Annotated in this window: 19 protein-coding genes; 8 read left to right on the top strand and 11 right to left on the bottom strand. The window is 48.8% G+C overall.

Annotated features, from left to right (window positions below):
* Positions 1-3 precede the first annotated feature (3 nt).
* From ACZ483_RS02220 to ACZ483_RS02210, 3 genes are read right to left on the bottom strand one after another with little or no spacing between them, the layout of a single operon-like run.
* Positions 4-372, bottom strand: coding sequence for a mercuric transporter MerT family protein (locus ACZ483_RS02220; RefSeq protein ID WP_464324542.1), 369 nt, complete (start codon positions 370-372; stop codon positions 4-6).
* 1 nt (position 373) lies between these two features.
* The gene (locus ACZ483_RS02215) at positions 374-667 is read right to left on the bottom strand and encodes a metal-sensitive transcriptional regulator (RefSeq protein WP_464324541.1); all 294 of its coding nucleotides are present in this window, start codon (positions 665-667) and stop codon (positions 374-376) included.
* An 11-nt stretch (positions 668-678) separates the two neighbouring features.
* Complete coding sequence (locus ACZ483_RS02210; RefSeq protein WP_464324540.1) at positions 679-1,050, bottom strand: YHS domain-containing protein; 372 nt, start codon at positions 1,048-1,050, stop codon at positions 679-681.
* A gap of 75 nt (positions 1,051-1,125) precedes the next feature.
* On the opposite strand from ACZ483_RS02210, the gene ACZ483_RS02205 reads away from it, so the two are divergent.
* Entirely contained in the window at positions 1,126-1,785 is a 660-nt protein-coding gene (locus ACZ483_RS02205; protein WP_464324539.1) for a methyltransferase domain-containing protein, read from the top strand.
* Here the strand turns inward: ACZ483_RS02205 and pheS are convergent.
* Both pheS and rplT read right to left on the bottom strand, forming a co-directional pair.
* Complete coding sequence (gene pheS, locus ACZ483_RS02200) at positions 1,772-2,785, bottom strand: phenylalanine--tRNA ligase subunit alpha (protein WP_464324538.1); 1,014 nt, start codon at positions 2,783-2,785, stop codon at positions 1,772-1,774. The two genes, ACZ483_RS02205 and pheS, sit on opposite strands and share 14 nt — an antisense overlap.
* A gap of 1 nt (position 2,786) precedes the next feature.
* A complete protein-coding gene (rplT, locus tag ACZ483_RS02195) occupies positions 2,787-3,137 on the bottom strand; it encodes a 50S ribosomal protein L20 (protein ID WP_464324537.1) in 351 nt (116 codons plus the stop codon).
* A gap of 131 nt (positions 3,138-3,268) precedes the next feature.
* Here rplT and ACZ483_RS02190 point away from each other — a divergent pair, with 131 nt between their 5' ends.
* The 6 genes from ACZ483_RS02190 to ACZ483_RS02165 all read left to right on the top strand — a co-directional run bounded on the left by ACZ483_RS02190 (position 3,269) and on the right by ACZ483_RS02165 (position 9,838).
* Entirely contained in the window at positions 3,269-4,573 is a 1,305-nt protein-coding gene (locus tag ACZ483_RS02190; protein WP_464325164.1) for a glutamate-5-semialdehyde dehydrogenase, read from the top strand.
* Positions 4,570-5,769, top strand: a complete 1,200-nt coding sequence (locus tag ACZ483_RS02185; RefSeq protein ID WP_464324536.1) for an RNA polymerase factor sigma-54 — start codon at positions 4,570-4,572, stop codon at positions 5,767-5,769. Before ACZ483_RS02190 ends, ACZ483_RS02185 begins: the two co-directional genes overlap by 4 nt.
* 231 nt (positions 5,770-6,000) lie before the next feature.
* Positions 6,001-7,065: a M24 family metallopeptidase gene (locus ACZ483_RS02180; protein WP_464324535.1), complete on the top strand. Its 1,065-nt coding sequence runs from the start codon at positions 6,001-6,003 to the stop codon at positions 7,063-7,065.
* A complete protein-coding gene (gene rsgA / locus ACZ483_RS02175; protein WP_464324534.1) occupies positions 7,062-7,973 on the top strand; it encodes a ribosome small subunit-dependent GTPase A in 912 nt (303 codons plus the stop codon). Before ACZ483_RS02180 ends, rsgA begins: the two co-directional genes overlap by 4 nt.
* Positions 7,954-9,036 carry a 4Fe-4S dicluster domain-containing protein gene (locus ACZ483_RS02170; protein WP_464325163.1) on the top strand — a complete coding sequence of 361 codons (1,083 nt, stop codon included), beginning with the start codon at positions 7,954-7,956 and terminating at the stop codon, positions 9,034-9,036. Before rsgA ends, ACZ483_RS02170 begins: the two co-directional genes overlap by 20 nt.
* Complete coding sequence (locus tag ACZ483_RS02165; RefSeq protein WP_464324533.1) at positions 9,023-9,838, top strand: FAD/NAD(P)-binding protein; 816 nt, start codon at positions 9,023-9,025, stop codon at positions 9,836-9,838. The genes ACZ483_RS02170 and ACZ483_RS02165 overlap by 14 nt, the downstream gene beginning before the upstream one ends.
* Here the strand turns inward: ACZ483_RS02165 and ACZ483_RS02160 are convergent.
* Entirely contained in the window at positions 9,800-11,068 is a 1,269-nt protein-coding gene (locus ACZ483_RS02160; protein WP_464324532.1) for a Ni/Fe hydrogenase subunit alpha, read from the bottom strand. The genes ACZ483_RS02165 and ACZ483_RS02160 overlap by 39 nt on opposite strands.
* A complete protein-coding gene (locus ACZ483_RS02155) occupies positions 11,061-11,813 on the bottom strand; it encodes an NADH-quinone oxidoreductase subunit B family protein (RefSeq protein ID WP_464324531.1) in 753 nt (250 codons plus the stop codon). Before ACZ483_RS02155 ends, ACZ483_RS02160 begins: the two co-directional genes overlap by 8 nt.
* 194 nt (positions 11,814-12,007) lie before the next feature.
* On the opposite strand from ACZ483_RS02155, the gene ACZ483_RS02150 reads away from it, so the two are divergent.
* The gene (locus tag ACZ483_RS02150) at positions 12,008-12,319 is read left to right on the top strand and encodes a ribbon-helix-helix protein, CopG family (protein ID WP_464324530.1); all 312 of its coding nucleotides are present in this window, start codon (positions 12,008-12,010) and stop codon (positions 12,317-12,319) included.
* Here the strand turns inward: ACZ483_RS02150 and ACZ483_RS02145 are convergent.
* The 4 genes from ACZ483_RS02145 to ACZ483_RS02130 are packed head-to-tail and all read right to left on the bottom strand — an operon-like array spanning position 12,316 to position 15,785.
* A complete protein-coding gene (locus ACZ483_RS02145; RefSeq protein WP_464324529.1) occupies positions 12,316-12,852 on the bottom strand; it encodes a class I SAM-dependent methyltransferase in 537 nt (178 codons plus the stop codon). The genes ACZ483_RS02150 and ACZ483_RS02145 overlap by 4 nt on opposite strands.
* The gene (locus ACZ483_RS02140; protein WP_464324528.1) at positions 12,845-13,888 is read right to left on the bottom strand and encodes a succinate--CoA ligase subunit alpha; all 1,044 of its coding nucleotides are present in this window, start codon (positions 13,886-13,888) and stop codon (positions 12,845-12,847) included. The genes ACZ483_RS02145 and ACZ483_RS02140 overlap by 8 nt, the downstream gene beginning before the upstream one ends.
* A 30-nt stretch (positions 13,889-13,918) precedes the next feature.
* Positions 13,919-14,698: a YihY/virulence factor BrkB family protein gene (locus ACZ483_RS02135; RefSeq protein WP_464324527.1), complete on the bottom strand. Its 780-nt coding sequence runs from the start codon at positions 14,696-14,698 to the stop codon at positions 13,919-13,921.
* Positions 14,685-15,785 (bottom strand): KamA family radical SAM protein, encoded by a 1,101-nt coding sequence (locus ACZ483_RS02130; protein ID WP_464324526.1) that lies wholly within the window; start codon positions 15,783-15,785, stop codon positions 14,685-14,687. Before ACZ483_RS02130 ends, ACZ483_RS02135 begins: the two co-directional genes overlap by 14 nt.
* Positions 15,786-15,925: the final 140 nt, after the last annotated feature.

Genomic DNA, 15,925 nt, shown 5'->3' with positions numbered 1-15,925 from the left:
GCTCTAACCTCCGTAAATTTTCGTAAGAACGTAAGGGTAGAAGGTGGCAAAGACCAGAAGAACGAGGGCAGTCCACGTTATTCCCTTGCTCAGCTTTCTCGTCCAGCTCGGCTCCTCACAGGCACACTCAACTGCCGGTTTCTTGAAGATCTTCTCCTTTATCCAGCTCTTGAGGTAGAGGTTGTGGAGGGAGTAGCCGATGGCTATATATCCTACCGCTAAGAAGTACCACCTGTAAGGTTCCAGAGACTGGAGGAAACCGAGCCCTCCTGCGGATACGCCGAAGACCACGAAGAGGGTCGGAGCTATACAACAGGAGGCTGCAAAAAGCGATGCGATAGTTCCAACGATGCTTCCGATAGCCTCCCTCATATCAGCAACCTCCCTTTATCAGCTTCTTAACCGCATCTAAAAAATCCTCCAAAGCCTTTAGGTCTCCCGCTTCAACACTCGGCTTCACGCAGGACTGAACGTGATCCTCAAGGAGCTTCACGGCAACACCGCCAAGCGCGGACTTGACCGCCGAGATCTGGATCAGGATCTCATCACAGCTTCTCCTCTCCTCTATCATTCTTCTCAGACCTCTCACCTGACCCTCGATCCTCGAGAGTCTCCCTATCAGCTCTTTTGCGCTCTCCTCAGAGAGATAGACGTCACACTTTTCCATAACACACCTCCTTAACCACAGCAGAAGTCTTTACCAAAGACACCCTCGTAAGGCTCCTTGCCTTCGAGCCTTCTAAGGTAGTAATCCGGTTTTCTCCTGAACTCCTCCCGGCAGTGGGGACACCTGCAGAAGAGGATCTCTTCTCCCTCCCACTCAAACTTTACTCCCATACTTTTAGGTTTCTCTGCAAGACAGACAGGACAGACAAAGATATCCTTCCACTCGGCGAGGTATCTACTTGGATCTCTGAGAAACATATCCATACACTCCTTACAGCAGAAGTAGAGTTCCCTCCCGTCCACCACCTTGGAGGGAGCCCTGTCGATGGAAATTCCCAGCCTTATGAGAGAACAACCGCAGGTGGGACATACGTAACCTCTCATACCTATACCCCCTATAGGTATATCTTGGGAGTTCCCCTCCCTCCTGTCAAGTCTGAAAGGTTAAAATTTCCTTTCATGAACTACAGAACGGTTGCCGACATCTTCTCCCAGATAGGGAGGATCTACGACAGGTTCCTTGGCTTAGCTACAGCCGGACAGATCCACACATGGCAAAGGGATCTCATAGACACTCTCGGGAAGGAAGGAAACTGGCTCGACATAGGAACTGGAACGGGAGAGATACTCAAAAAACTCGGAGACGACTACAAAGGGCTCAGGATAGGTATAGACCCAGCTTTGGGGATGTTAGAAGTTGCTAAGGGAAAGTGTCCCGGATGCCACTTTGTAGTAGCCCTGGGCGAGAGTCTTCCCTTCAAGGAGAGTATTTTCTCGAGAATATCTCTCTCCTTGGTGTTCAGACACCTGCAGGATAGGGAGGCTTTTTTAGAAGAGGCGAATAGAGTCCTGAAGCCTGAGGGTAGGATAGGGATAATAGATATAGGAAAGTTCCGGGGAACGGGGATGATCCTATTTTTTATGAAAACTCTCCTCCTGCCCTTCGGACTTCTTATCTTTGGAAGAGAGAAGTGGAACTTCTTCATCCACTCTGTAGAAGAGAGCCTGAGCACCGACGAGGTTATAGAGCTCCTCTCAAAACACGGCTTTCAGGTACAGACGGTGGAGAAGAGATTTTTCAAGGCGGTTTACATAATGACAGCGGTCAAAACTGCCTGATGAACCTTATATCGTTCTCGTAGAAGAGCTTTATGTTGTCTATCCCGAAGAGGAGCATCGCGAGCCTCTCAACGCCCATACCGAAGGCGAAGCCCTGATATAGATCTGTGTCTATTCCACAGTTCTCAAGAACTTGGGGGTGGACCATACCGCATCCCATCACCTCGAGCCAGCCTGTCTCCTTGCAAACCCTGCACCCCTCCTGATTGCATATCACACAACCTATATCTACCTCCGCGGAAGGCTCGGTGAAGGGGAAGTAGGAGGTTCTGAATCTCACCGGGAGATCCGTCTGGAAGAACTCCCTCAGGAACTCCTCTATAACGTACTTCATGTGCCTGAAGTTGGCGTACTCGTTCACCACGAGACCCTCAACCTGATGGAACATGGGTGAGTGGGTGGGGTCGTCGTCCCTCCTGTAAACCTTTCCCGGAGCTATCATCTGTATGGGAGGTTTCTGCTTGAGCATGGTCCTGATCTGAACCGGAGAGGTGTGGGTTCTGAGAAGGTAGCCGGGTCTGTTCACGTAGAAGGTGTCCTGCATCTCCCTAGCAGGATGATCGGGAGGGATGTTCAGCTTATCGAAGTTGTAGTCTTCGAGCTCTACCTCGGGTCCCTCCTCGACGGTAAAGCCTATTCCCCTGAAGATCGTAACTATTCTCTCCAAGGTTATAGTGATCGGATGAAGATGTCCGACGGTGTTGCTAAGGGGAACGGTGAGATCCTTCCACTCACCAGCGAGCTTCTTCTCGAGCTCCTTTCTCTCTAACTCCCTCTCCTTACTGGACAGCGTCTCTTCCAGAAGCTCCTTTATCTCGTTTACCTTTCTCCCATAATCTCTCCTTTCCTCAGGGGGTATTTCTCTTATCCTCTTGAGAGCCTCGGTTATAAATCCCTTCCTTCCCAGATACTTGGAGCGAACCTCTTGAAGTTCTCTGAGATCTTTCGCAGAATTTATCTCTCTGAGAGCCTCTGCCTTTAATGCCTCAAGGTCGCTCATATCAGGCGAGGGCAGACTTAGCCTTTTCTACTATTTGGGAGAAGGCTTCTGGATCTCTCACCGCCATGTCGGCGAGAACCTTTCTGTCGAGCTCTATCCCCGCCTTTTTAAGACCGTTCATGAACCTGCTGTAGGAGAGTCCGTAGGGTCTCACGGCGGCGTTTATCCTCGCAATCCATAACCTCCTGAACTCCCTCTTCCTCAGTCTCCTATCCCTGTACTCGTAGTAGAGGGCTCTCATTACCGCTTCCTTAGCCCTCCTGTAAGAGGTGTGTCTCATTCCCCTGTAGCCCTTGGCGAGCTTCAGTATCTTCTTTTTGTGCTTCCTCGAAGAGGGTCCTTTGACTCTCATCTCCTTTCCTCCTTGAACTGAGCAGAGTATTTTAACACATTTTATGAGATCGTCCTCCTTGAAGGAGTCTCACTCCGAATGTAGAATTAAGCTAAAACAGGAGGTAGAGTATGGAAGGAGTTTCCGAGGAGATAAGAAGCTACGCTGAAGAGAAGGTAGAGAGAGCGAGGAACGTTCTTAGGGCTCTCATGTCTCTGAAAACCGATGTAAAGAACAGAACCCTCTTGAGAGCTGCAGAGCTCCTCGACGAGAGAAGGGATTACATAAAGGAAGAAAACAAAAAGGACATAGAGTACGCAAAGGAGATCGGGCTCAAGCCCGCCGTCATAGACAGGCTCGTCCTCAACGACAAGAGGATAGACGGAATGATAAAAGTTCTCAGGGACGTGGCGAGCCTTCCTGACCCGGTGGGTGAAGTGATAAAGATGTGGAACCTTCCCAACGGACTGAAGGTGGGGAGGATGAGGGTCCCCTTAGGAGTGATATTTATCGTTTACGAGTCGAGACCCAACGTAACCGTAGAAGCTGCTTCCCTCTGTATGAAGTCTTCCAACGCGGTCGTCCTCAGGGGCGGTAAGGAGGCGGTGAATTCTAACAGAGCCCTCGTTGAGATCCTCAAGGAAGCCTGCAGGGAAACGGGGTTTCCGGAGGAGGCGATCCAGTTCATAGACAGGACAGAGAGGGAGATAGTGTGGGAGATCCTGAAGATGGAGGGAAAGGTGGACGTGGCTATTCCGAGGGGAGGAGAGAGCCTCATCAGGGCGGTTGCGGAGCACGCGAAGGTTCCCGTTATAAAGCACTACAAGGGCGTGTGCAACATATACGTGGACGACAGAGCTGACCTTGAAAAGGCTTACGACATCGTTTATAACGCCAAGGTTCAGAGACCTTCGGTCTGCAACGCTATAGAAAACCTCGTGATAAACAGGAAGATCCTGGAAGAGTTTTTCCCGAAGATGGCTTACTATCTTGGAAAGGCAGGTGTGGAGCTCAGGTGCGACGAGGAGAGCCTTGAGATTATAAAGTCGGATCCCCAGCTTTCCTTCGTGAAGGCTATCCCCGCAACGGAGGAGGATTACTACGAGGAGTTCTTGGATCTCATCCTCGCGGTTAAGGTTGTCGAAGACGTGGACGAAGCGATAGCCTTCATAGAGAAGTACGGCTCGAAACACTCGGACGGGATAATTACTGAGGACTACTCGAGGGCTATGAAGTTTCTCAGAGAGGTGGACTCGGCGGCCGTTTACGTGAACGCTTCCACGAGGTTCACCGACGGGAATGAGTTCGGATTGGGAGCGGAGATGGGCATATCCACCGACAAGATCCACGCGAGGGGTCCGATGGCTTTAGAGGAGCTCACGATCCCGAAGTTCATAATCTTAGGTGAGGGTCAGATCAGAGACAACTTCGGTGTTCCGGAAGAGTTTAAGAGATGATGCTGAGACAGGACCTCAGATTAAAGGTAAAACTCAACCTAAACCTCCTTCTTAAAAATCAGGTAGAGATACTCCTCTATCCCGTTCAGGAACTCGAGCAGATCCTTAAGGAAGAGAAGGAGTCTAACCCTTTCTTGGAGGAGATCGTTATTTCGGAAAAGGCAAGGACTCTCTTTGAAGAGAGAAAGGTCCCCGAACCAAGCTACAAACCTCATTCCTTGGACACCCTAATGAAGAATCTGAGGGCTGAGTTGGAAGGTGTCGATCTGGACATAGCCCTGCACCTTCTCTCGGAGATAGACGAAAGAGGGTTCTACCGTGGGGACACAGGCAATGTGGCAGATAGGTTCGGAGTGTCGGAGGAGTATGTCGAGGACATAAGGAGATTCATAACGGAGCTCGAACCGATCGGGATATGCTCGAAGGATATAAGAGAGTTCTTCGAAGTTCAGGTGAGGGATCTATATCCGGAGGAACCTGAACTCCTGAAGGAACTGGAGAGGGCTCTCGAAGGTAGGAGCATAAGCGAAGAGGCGCGCCTGAAGCTTTCCCATCTTAGAACATCACCTATAGAGGAAGAAATCCCCATATCTAAGGTTTCGAAGGTGGACGCTGTCATAGAGCTTGACGATGGAGAGCTCGTTGGATACGTTTACGAGGAACTGATAGATATAAAGCCGAGCAGGTCCTACTTCGAATTAGCAAAGAAGGTGAAGGGGGAAGCCAGAGAGTTTCTGAAGGAGTACATGGAGAGGTTTGAAAACTTCAGAAAGATTCTCTCCATAAGGAGAGAAAACCTTAAGAAGATACTCGACGAGATAATAGAGGTTCAGGCTGAGTTTCTCAAAGGGGAGGGAAGCCTCAAAACCCTAATGGTAAAGGATGTAGCCAGAAAGCTTGAAATAAGCGAATCAACGGTAAGCAGGTTGATAAACTCCAAGTACGTCAAGACCCCACAGGGAACCTACCCCTTCAGGTTCTTCTTCGTGAGGGAAACGGCAGGTGGAGTTTCCCAGGAGGAGCTTATGAGGAAGATAAAGGAAATCGTCGGAAAGGAGGACAGAAGAAAACCTTTAAGCGATGACGAGATAGCAAGGCTCCTGAAGAGCATGGGCTACAGCGTGGCGAGGAGAACGGTAACCAAGTACAGGGAGATGCTGGGGATCCCCCCGTCGAGGGAGAGGAGAGAGAAGTGAGATTATACTCTTCAGTACATCAGGAAAAGCTGAATCTTAAACCTGTCTTTACAGGCGCCTTAGGTGTAGTTGCATTCTTCTTGTTCGGAGTTTACTTTCTACAAAAGAGGAGGAAAGGATGAGTCCTGAGCTTGTTGTATTGTTATTTACGTTTACCCTTCTGCTTATGGGATTATTCTCGGCCTTCCTCACAGAGCCATACGAAAAAGAAAAAAGTGTCAGATAAGTGAGATGAAACTAAAAGAGGTTCAAAAGCTCATAACACAGAAGGATCTCGACGCCTTCCTCTTCTCCTCTCAGGCTAACGTTTTCTACCTGTCCGGTTTCAGATCCACCCACGCCTACGTTATACTGACTCCCAACTCGAAGCACCTTCTCACGGATGGAAGATATTACGAGAGGGCCAAGGAGGAACTAAAGGGCTGGGACGTTGTTCTTATAGAGGGCAGAGCTCTGAGGTTTATCAAGAGGTTCCTAAGAGACTTAGGAGTCAAAAGGGTAGGCTACGAGAGCGACCGAGTCAGCTGTGAATTCAGAAAGGCACTCAGAAGCACAAGGATAAAGTGGGTAGGTTTCTCAGGATTCTTAAAAGATATCAGGGTTGTGAAAACCAAAAGAGAGATAGACGTAATGAAAGAAGGTGTAAAGAGGAGCGATCGAATATACAGGGAACTGCTCGAGTTCGTGAGACCGGGGCTTACGGAGTTAGAAGTTAGGGGCTTCATAGTTAGCAGGATCTTCGAGAACGGTTCCACGGGGGAGAGCTTTCCTGCCATAGTTGCTTCGGGTAAAGCATCCGCGGTGCCTCACTGGGAGACCTCAAACAATAAGATAGAGGCTAACTCTCCGCTCCTCATAGACATGGGGCTCATGTGGAAGGGCTACTGCACCGACTTTACCAGGACAATTTACATAGGTAAGCCTACCGAAGAGTTCGTAAAGGTATACAACATAGTCCGGGACGCACACCTCTTCGCCTTGGATAAGGTGAGAGTAGGAAACAAGATAGGAGATGTGGACAGGGAGGCGAGGAATTATATCAAGAAGAAGAGGCTCGGCAAGTACTTCAACCACTCCACCGGGCACGGGATAGGTATTGAGATCCACGAGTACCCGAGGGTTTACTACAAGGGGGAAGACGCGGAGAGGGTTATAGAGGAGGGTATGGTCTTCACCGTTGAGCCAGGGATCTACCTGCCGGGAAAGTTCGGCGTGAGGTTGGAGAATATCGTTGCGGTTATAGACGGAAGGGGAGAACCTCTCTCCGAAATAGATCTGGAGCTCGTAACCTTATGAGAAGAGGTCTCGTCGTAGATAGGGAGGCGCAACTCATAGGTGTTTACGTCTTTGAAGAGGATAGGGTTTTAAGAGGTATTCCGAGGGGAAAGGTCAAAGCTAAGACGAGGATTTACGCTGGCGACTACGTCTGGGGGAATATAGTGGACGAGAACACCTTTGCCATAGAGAGGGTGGAGGAGAGGAGGAACGTCCTAATAAGACCTCCCATAGCTAACGTCGACAGGGTTATATGCGTCATGACCATCAGGAATCCGGACTTCGATAACTACCTCCTCGACTCTTTGCTCGTTGTGTATGACCACGTCGGGTGCGATCCTGTGATAGTCTTCAACAAGGTGGATCTGTTGGACGAGGAAGGGAAGAAGGAGCTTGAGGGTTGGAGAGACATATACCTGGAAGCGGGTTACGACGTGGTTCTGGTGAGCGCTAAGACAGGAGAAGGACTCGAGAAGATAAAGGATCTCGTGGAAGGTAGGATATGTATCCTCGCGGGACCTTCCGGAGTTGGTAAGAGCTCTATTCTTAAAGAGCTGACTGGAGAAGAACTGAGGACGGGCGAGGTGAGTGAGAGAACGGGAAGGGGAAGACATACCACCACGGGTGTTAGACTTCTTCCCTTTGGGAGAGGTTCTTTTATAGGAGACACCCCCGGATTCTCGAGGGTGGAACCTCTCCAGTTCGTAAGGAGGAGGGATATAAGGAACTACTTCAGGGAGTTCCTGAGGTACGAGTGCCGGTTTCCCGACTGCACCCACACGAGGGAGCCGGGCTGTGAAGTAAAGGAAGCGGTTAAAAGGGGAGAGGTAAGTTGTGAAAGATATAAGAGCTACCTTAAGATGATCAAGGAATTTATAGAGGAGCTGAGAGAGATGTGTGGTGAGTCCGATGATAAAGGCTACACCTAAATCTGAGATATTTTCTCTCATCTCGCTTCTTAAAGACAGGGGCTATAGAGTAATCGGTCCGGTGTTCAGAGACGGTGTTGTCCTTTTCGAGGAATTAGAAAATCCGGAGGACCTCGCCGTGGGAGTGGTAGAGGAGCAGGAGGAGGGGAAGTATAGAGCCTTTAAGGTCGAAGGTGATGGGAGATTTTTCGGTTATACCCACGGACCAAACTCTCTCAAGCACTTCCTTCATCCTACGAATCGGAAGCTCCTTAAGATAAAACCAGACCTGTCTCAGGAGATAGAGCTCGAAGAGGAGAGATACGCTTTCATCGGCGTCAGGGGATGCGATCTAAGAGCCCTTTACATCCTTGACAATGTTTTCATAAACAAAAATCCTCATCCCGACGTCCACTACAGAGCTCTCAGAGAGAAGGTCTTCATAGTTGCCATAAACTGTACGAGTCCTGCGGACACCTGCTTCTGCACCTCGATGGGAACGGGTCCCTACGTAGAGGAGGGTTTTGACATAGCCTTAACCGAGCTGAAGGACGGTTTCCTCGCGAGGAGCGGGAGTGAAAGAGGGAAGGAACTACTGAACAGGTTGAAGGGAAGGGAGCCAAGGGAAGAGGATCTCAAAGAGGAAAGGAAGCTTATAGGGGAGGCTGAGGATAGGATAAAGAGGAGAGTTAATACCGAAGGACTGCCTCAGAAGCTTCTTGAGAGGCTCGAAGATCCTGCGTGGGAAGAGGTGGCGAGAAGGTGCCTCGCCTGCGGGAGCTGCACGATGGTGTGTCCCACCTGCTTCTGCTACGAGGTTATAGATGATATAGAGATGGACGGCTCCGAGTCCTCGAGAATTAGGAGGTGGGACGTCTGCTTTCGAACCGAGTTCTCCGCAATTCACGGAGTTCCCATAAGAGCGAGCGTAAAGGCGAAATATAGACAGTGGCTAATGCACAAGTTCTCTTACTGGGTGGGGCAGTTCGGGGAGTTTGGGTGTGTGGGGTGCGGGAGGTGTATAGCTTGGTGTCCGGTAGGTATAGACATAACGGAGGAGGTGAGGAGGGTTGTCGGCGATTGAAGCTCCTTTCAAACTTAGGAAAGCCGTTATAAGGAAGGTTATTGTCGAGAACGAGAACACAAGAAGGTTTCTCTTGGAGGTGGAAGATTTCCCTCCCTTTAAAACGGGGCAGTTCAACATGCTTTACGTTTTCGGACAGGGGGAGGTTCCTATATCTATTAGTTCCATAAGACAGGATCTCTTGGAGCACACGGTAAGGCTCGTCGGAGAGGTTACGGAAGATCTATTCAAGCTCGAAGAGGGGGACGTAATAGGCGTGAGGGGTCCCTACGGATCCCACTTCCCGGTGGAGGAGTATAAAGGATACGATATCGTTCTTGTGGCGGGAGGTCTCGGTCTTGCGGACATAAAACCGGTGGTGGAGCTTATCTTGGAAAGGAGGGAAGATTACGGAGAGGTTTACCTCCTTGTAGGAGCGAAGACACCTTCCGGTCTTCTATACAGGGACAATTACGAGAAGTGGAGGGAGAAGGTTAAACTGCTCCTTACGGTGGACAGACCCGATGAAAACTGGATAGGTCACGTGGGTGTTGTTACGGAGCTCTTTAAGTTCGTTAAGGTAGATCCGGAAAGGAGCGTCAGTATGATGTGTGGACCTGAGATCATGATGTACTTTACGGTTAAGAAGTTGCTCGAGCTGGGTTTTGAGAAAGAGAACGTATACCTTTCGATGGAGAGACACATGAAGTGTGCCGTAGGAACCTGCGGACACTGTCAGTTCGGATATACCTTCGTATGTAAGGAGGGTCCAATTTTCAGATACTCAACGATTGAACCCATCTTCGGGGTCAGAGAGCTCTGAGATCTCTATCGTGTGAGATGCGCAGGATATACAGGGATCGAAGGTTCTTATCGTTCTCTCGCTCAGACTTAACATATCCTCGTTCTTTAAAGTCTTGAGAGTTTCCAAAACCGTCCTCTCCACTATCCCCTGGTTCTGGGAGGTCGGCGGTATTATATTGGCTTCGAGAACTTTACCCTCAGAGTTTACCCTGTACCTGTGGTAGAGGATACCCCTCGGAGCCTCCGTAACACCCACACCCTCCCCTTCCTTAGGCTTCCAATCAACGTAGTGCTCCTTAAGATAAACCCTTTCTAAGAGTCTCTTTGTCTCCTTCAGGGAGTAAAGTATCTCCGCAACCCTCACTACTATGCTCTTAAAGGGATTCTTAGGTGGTTCCCCTACCTTCTCCTTTATTTCTTTTGGTAGGAGATGGAAGTTGTTCCTGAACCTCGCCATCGCTCCCACGAGGTAGAAGCTTCCTTCCCTTATCTTTGAATAGAGAGCGGTAGAGTGGGTAAGCTGATACTCCTCGAACTTACTCTCGAATTCACTCTTCTCTACACTCCAACCCTTAGAGGAAACTATCTTCCCCTCCGTGTAGGGGTAAAGGTCCGTTCCTCCAAGAGATATAAACTCGTAGTCGATATCCACCGAAGGGAAATCTAAGGAGAGAACGAGATCGAAGGCTTCCTCCGCCAAGGGTATTGATCCCTCGACAAGATCTATGATCTCCTCTACCCTGTTCTCAGAGGGGAGTTTGTAGAAGCCTCCCACTCTGAGGTTGACGGGGTGGATGTGCCTACCTCCGAGGATCTCTAATATCTTGTTTCCCGTTGCTCTCAGGCGAAGACCCATCTCGAGGATATCTTTGGGAAGTCCGAGGAAGCTATCCTTTCCGTAGAAATCGGGAAGGTGAAGAAAGAAGACGTGGGCGGAGTGGCTCGATATCCACTCCCCGCAGTAAATCACCCTCCTGAGATCCCTGATGTGATCGGGAACTGTTACCTCGAAGATGCTTTCAAAAGCCTCAAGGGCGCTCATCTGATAGGCTATGGGACAGAGACCGCAAATTCTGGCAACGGTGTCGATAACCTGATCCGGTGTTTTTCCAACGAGAAGTTTTTCGAAGAAGCGGGGGGGTTCGAATATCTCAAGTCTCACGTCCTTTATTTTGCCGTTCTCGGTAAATAGCTTTACCCTTCCGAGACCTTCTACCCTCGTAAGAGGATCTATCCTCAGCTCATCCAACCCTACCCTCCAGAAACTTCCTGAACTCCTCGGCATAGGCGTTTTCGTTCTCAAAAAGTAGCCTTATATCCTCATCACTCAAACCCATATTCCTGAACCAGCTGACGAGTGAGGAAATGTTAGGATCTTTACAGGGACCGAAGCATCCATAGCACCCCCTCCTGAAGGAAGGACAGATAGCTCCGCAACCGGATTTTACAACCGGCCCGAGACATGGAATCCCGTAAGCGTCCATGACACAGACGTTCCCTCTGAGCTTACACTCCATGCAAAGAGGATAATCGGGTATCATCGGTCTCTTATTGAAGAGATACGCCTTTATGAAGTTCTCCAAGATCGCTGGATTTATAGGACACCCGAAGATCTCGTAATCCACATTTACGTGCTCCTTTATCGCCGTGGACTTCCCCAAAGTCTCTATGAACTCAGGATGGGGATACACCGATCTGAACTCCTCGAACCTTCCGAAATTTCTCAGAGCCTGAATACCTCCCGAAGTAGCACATGCTCCTATCGTAACAAGGACCCTGGACTTCTCCCTAACCTCCTTTATAAAATCCTCTTCTCCCTTAGTTGATATAGATCCTTCCACAAAGGCTATGTCCACTTCTTCTAAATCCCTCTTAGTCTTTCCCAAAAGCCAGTACCTGACCTCGCAGAACTTCCAGAAAGACGGTAGATCTAAAATTATGGCCTGACATCCGTCACAGGAAGAGAACTTAAATATACCCACCTTTGGTTTCATCAATCCCCCTGTTTAAAGTTTAACTCCGTTTCAAGAGAATTCACCAAATTCGGTGGAAATTTGTTAATATAATCGCAATTATGTTATAACACTACAATGTAATACAAAATCTATAAACATTGTTATAGTAACTATTTGTGATGGAAGGGCTCTAAAGGTTAAGTAATACAAAAATTGTGTTAAAATTCCTACCCATGAAGGGGGTTATATCTCTCAGGATAGAACCCTCCCTCCTTGAGGAGCTTGACAGGGTTGCCCGGGAGGAAGGAAAGTCGAGAACAGGAATAATAAAGGAGGCAGTAAGATACTATCTCCAGCATATTCATCGTAAGAATAGTTCGGAAGGTTTTGTTCCTTTTTTAGAGTTCAAGAGAACCAACGACGAACTCAAGGAGTCCCTCAGGAGGATAGCCGAGCTTGAGGCGGAGGTTGCCAAACTTAGCAAGGAGAACGAAGCATTGAGAGAGGAGTTGAAGAGGACTAAAAAGAGGAGATGGATATTTTAGTGTTTCCTTCCCACGTAAGTTGTTATATTGGCAACTTCGCAGTAGTAGATGAGTTCCAGACCTTTAAAGCTATCCAGGAGTTCTCCCCTCCTCAGCAGGTATGATGGATTGAACTCTGGGTTTACTCCAAGGTGTTCTTGGTTATAAGTCTCAAAGATAAGAAGTCCCCCCCTCTTCAATGTCCTTAGTATTTTCGGAAATATCCTCCTCTCTAAAAAGTAGAAGTTTATTAAGAGGTCGTAGGTTTCCGGCTTGAAGGAAAACTTGGTCGCCTCGCAAATCTTGAAGTTCACCCTGACGCCTTCCTCTTTTGCTTTCCTCCTCGCTCTCTTTACGGCAACGTCCGATATGTCAAAGGCGTCAACCTTAAAACCTTTCTTCGCCAGAAATATCGAAGTTTCCCCAGTTCCACAGGCAACGTCCAAGGCTCTGCCTGAGGAGGCGAGGTGATAGAAGCGGACGAGGGTAGTGTGAAGGACAGACTCCCTACCTGCTCTGTACCTCTCGTTCCACCTTATTCGATCTTCAATCACCCTTGAACTCACAGGTGTCGGGGTCTATCGTGGAGTAGAGGGGTTGAACCCTTCCTTCCGGCGTTGAGTCTTCGAAGTCCCTCTCAACTCCGAGCTCCTCTATGCAGTTCACGAGATCGTGATAGAACTCTGCGACCTTTACGAGTCCAGTCTTCTTCCCCACCTCGTTGAAGAGTCTTATCTTGTCCGTTGCCTTACCCTTACCCCTCTCGACTATAGCTCCAGCATGACCAAAGGAAACTCCCTCCAAGCTCTCTTGAAATCTACCGGCTACAAAAGCAGCAACCGGTATGTTCCACTTACCCTCTTCGTATAGCCTCAGTATGGTCTCCGCAGCTTGCTCCTCGTAAGTTCCTCCTACCTCTCCCTGAATAATCACGCCCTTAACGTTGGGGTCGTCCTTTATCTCCTCGAGAACGTCTGCAAAGGTGGTGCAGGATATAATATCTCCGCCAAGGGCTAAAGCCATATAAACACCCCAGCCCCTGCGCATGAACATCTCAGCGGTCGTAGTGGTAAGACCTCCCGATTTGGAGAGTATTACGAGCCCTCCGTCTCTGTAAGCTATCGAGGGGTTCTTACCACCTATGGCTCCTATCCTCGCAGGTATTCTCGGAACTATACATCCGAGGGAGGTGGGACCGACTATCGTAACCCCCCTCTCCTTGGCGTAGTGGTAGAAGTAAACGGTGTCTCTTATGGGAACGTGCTCAGTGATTATGTATATAACCTTTATGCCGGCATCCACGAGCTCTATCACCGCGTCCCTGACTGAAGCGGGAGGAACGTATATGAGTCCCGTGTTAACATCCTTACCTTCGGGGGACTCAAGCGCCTCCTTAACGGTGTTGAAAACGGGAACTCCCGCCACCTCCTGTCCACCCTTTCCGGGAGTTACACCCACCTTTATTATCCCAGGATAGAGTGCTTCCGTCTCTGCTACAACCTGAGAGGCTTCCCTTCCAGTTATACCTATGACTATCACTCTGGTTCTGTCGTTGAGATACTTGGTACCTACGTTCCAGTTTCTTTCCATCGATCTCCTCCTGAAGTATAAAACGATATTTTAAAGGTTTTCCTCTCTGTAAATCAAGCGGGCTCCAAACAGAAGGGCGAGAAAGATAAGATTCATCCAAAGTAGAAATACAACGACCGAGCTAAGGGATCCGTAAAGTATGTTTCCCTTGAAGATCTTTGCCAAGTAAAAGCTGAAGACAAACTGCATTATGTATAGGAGCGTGGCTACGATAAAGGAAGAGAGAAGAAGGGAGAATAGATTTTTCTTCACTTTAAGAAAGCTCAGGTAGAGCAGGAATACTGTTACAGTTCCCGGTAGTATATAGAAGACCTCTATAAGAAGAGCAAAGCCCTTGGGTAGAATAAATTTAAGATACACACTCAGGAAAAAGGAAAGAGAGATAAGCGCAACCACACCCAGCAGGAAGACGGGCATGAAGACCCAGTAGAAAACCTCTCTCTTTTCTCCCATCTTACCCTCAGAAACTAAGGAGAAAGCTCTACCTATATGCTTCACGAATCCAACCGAAAAGAAGTAGGAGAGCAGAAGGGCTAAGGCGGAGGTCTCCTTACTTCTCCTCTGAACCTCTAAGATCTCGTGAACTATCTTGAGAGTATACTGGGGAAAAATCCTATCGGTTATCTCCCCTATCTTTCTCGGATCCATGGCAGGAAGCAGGCTCAGAAGGTTCACGAGAACTATCGTAAGCGGTGCAAGGGACAGAAGGAAGTGATAGGTAAGAGCTCCCGAATGATAGGTGTATCCTCCCCTTAAAATGTCGCCTGCTGTCAGGAGGAACGCTTTAAGAAATTTTTTAAACCGGTTCATCTATCTCATACTCCACCAAGCTGCCGTCAAAGGCTTCAAAGACGAACTTATTTTCCTGACGCTCCCTTATGTAGTTCGGGAGCAAAGGAACTTTCCCCTTCCCTCCGGGTAGGTCCACGGCGTAGGTAGGTATACCCATTCCCGATATCCTCCCTCTCAGATACCTCATAATCTCCAGCCCCTTATCCACTGTAGTTCTGAAGTGAAGGGCTCCCTTTATAGGATCACAGTGGAAGAGATACTGGGGCTTAATCTTTATCCTTAGAAGTTTCCTGAAGAGCTCGAGCATGGTTTCGGGATCGTCGTTCACCCCCTTTAGAAGAACAGTCTGATTGTTCACCGGTATGCCCCTTCTCAGGAGTTTATCCACAGCCTCCTCCGATAGCTCGGTTATCTCCTTCGGATGGTTGAAGTGGGTGTTTATCCATATCGGAGAATACCTTTCAAGTATATCGAGCAGTTCTTCATCGAAAAACCTCTGGGGTGCCAAGACAGGAAGACGAGTTCCGAACCTTATTATCTCGACGTGTCTTATCTCTCTCAACCTCTTAAGTATATACTTTATCTTCCCGTTGCTCAGACTCAGGGGTTCCCCCCCAGAGATCAGGACGTCCCTTATCTCTTCGTGCTTTTCTATATAATCGATCATCCTGTCTATTTCCTCCTTCGTCCTTGCCCTCTCCCCCTGAGAGAATATCCTCTTCCTCATGCAGTGCCGGCAGTATACTGCGCAGAAGGTAGTTACAGTGATGAGAACCCTGTCGGGGTACCTGTGGGTTAGTCCGGGGATCTCACCTTCCTCCTTCAAAGCGTCAGGCTCTCCCTTACTCTGAACCTTCTCATCCACCTCCACTACTCTGGGCACAGCCTGAAGCCTTATTGGATCGTCAGAATCTTTGGGATCTACGAGAGAAAGGTAGTAGGGCGTTATGGCGAGGGGGTAAATCCCTTCTGTCCTTTTGATACCCTCAACCTCCTCGCGGGTCAGATCAATAAACCTACGGAGCTCCTCGAGCGTCTTTATGCGATTCCTAATCTGCCAGCTGTAATCGCGCCACTCTTCCTTACTTACGTTGAAAGATATCATAAGAACATTTTAAGAAAGAGGGGCTGGCGGAAACCAACCCCCGTGCTGCCGAAGCTCCCCTCCCGTTGCGCTTATAAAAAATAAAACGCTGTTTTGTTTAAAATTTGCTCACACACTTTTCGGTATTATGATCTAAATCA

This window comes from Hydrogenivirga okinawensis (assembly GCF_055385515.1).
This window is presented reverse-complemented; position numbering and strand designations above follow the sequence as displayed.

Coding starts and splice junctions, on each gene's coding strand:
- ACZ483_RS02220 (WP_464324542.1), bottom strand. CDS start 372: ATGAGGGAGGCTATCGGAAGCATCGTTGGAACTATCGCATCGCTTTTT.
- ACZ483_RS02215 (WP_464324541.1), bottom strand. CDS start 667: ATGGAAAAGTGTGACGTCTATCTCTCTGAGGAGAGCGCAAAAGAGCTG.
- ACZ483_RS02210 (WP_464324540.1), bottom strand. CDS start 1,050: ATGAGAGGTTACGTATGTCCCACCTGCGGTTGTTCTCTCATAAGGCTG.
- ACZ483_RS02205 (WP_464324539.1), top strand. CDS start 1,126: ATGAACTACAGAACGGTTGCCGACATCTTCTCCCAGATAGGGAGGATC.
- pheS (WP_464324538.1), bottom strand. CDS start 2,785: ATGAGCGACCTTGAGGCATTAAAGGCAGAGGCTCTCAGAGAGATAAAT.
- rplT (WP_464324537.1), bottom strand. CDS start 3,137: ATGAGAGTCAAAGGACCCTCTTCGAGGAAGCACAAAAAGAAGATACTG.
- ACZ483_RS02185 (WP_464324536.1), top strand. CDS start 4,570: ATGATGCTGAGACAGGACCTCAGATTAAAGGTAAAACTCAACCTAAAC.
- ACZ483_RS02180 (WP_464324535.1), top strand. CDS start 6,001: ATGAAACTAAAAGAGGTTCAAAAGCTCATAACACAGAAGGATCTCGAC.
- rsgA (WP_464324534.1), top strand. CDS start 7,062: ATGAGAAGAGGTCTCGTCGTAGATAGGGAGGCGCAACTCATAGGTGTT.
- ACZ483_RS02170 (WP_464325163.1), top strand. CDS start 7,954: ATGATAAAGGCTACACCTAAATCTGAGATATTTTCTCTCATCTCGCTT.
- ACZ483_RS02155 (WP_464324531.1), bottom strand. CDS start 11,813: ATGAAACCAAAGGTGGGTATATTTAAGTTCTCTTCCTGTGACGGATGT.
- ACZ483_RS02150 (WP_464324530.1), top strand. CDS start 12,008: ATGAAGGGGGTTATATCTCTCAGGATAGAACCCTCCCTCCTTGAGGAG.
- ACZ483_RS02140 (WP_464324528.1), bottom strand. CDS start 13,888: ATGGAAAGAAACTGGAACGTAGGTACCAAGTATCTCAACGACAGAACC.
- ACZ483_RS02135 (WP_464324527.1), bottom strand. CDS start 14,698: ATGAACCGGTTTAAAAAATTTCTTAAAGCGTTCCTCCTGACAGCAGGC.
- ACZ483_RS02130 (WP_464324526.1), bottom strand. CDS start 15,785: ATGATATCTTTCAACGTAAGTAAGGAAGAGTGGCGCGATTACAGCTGG.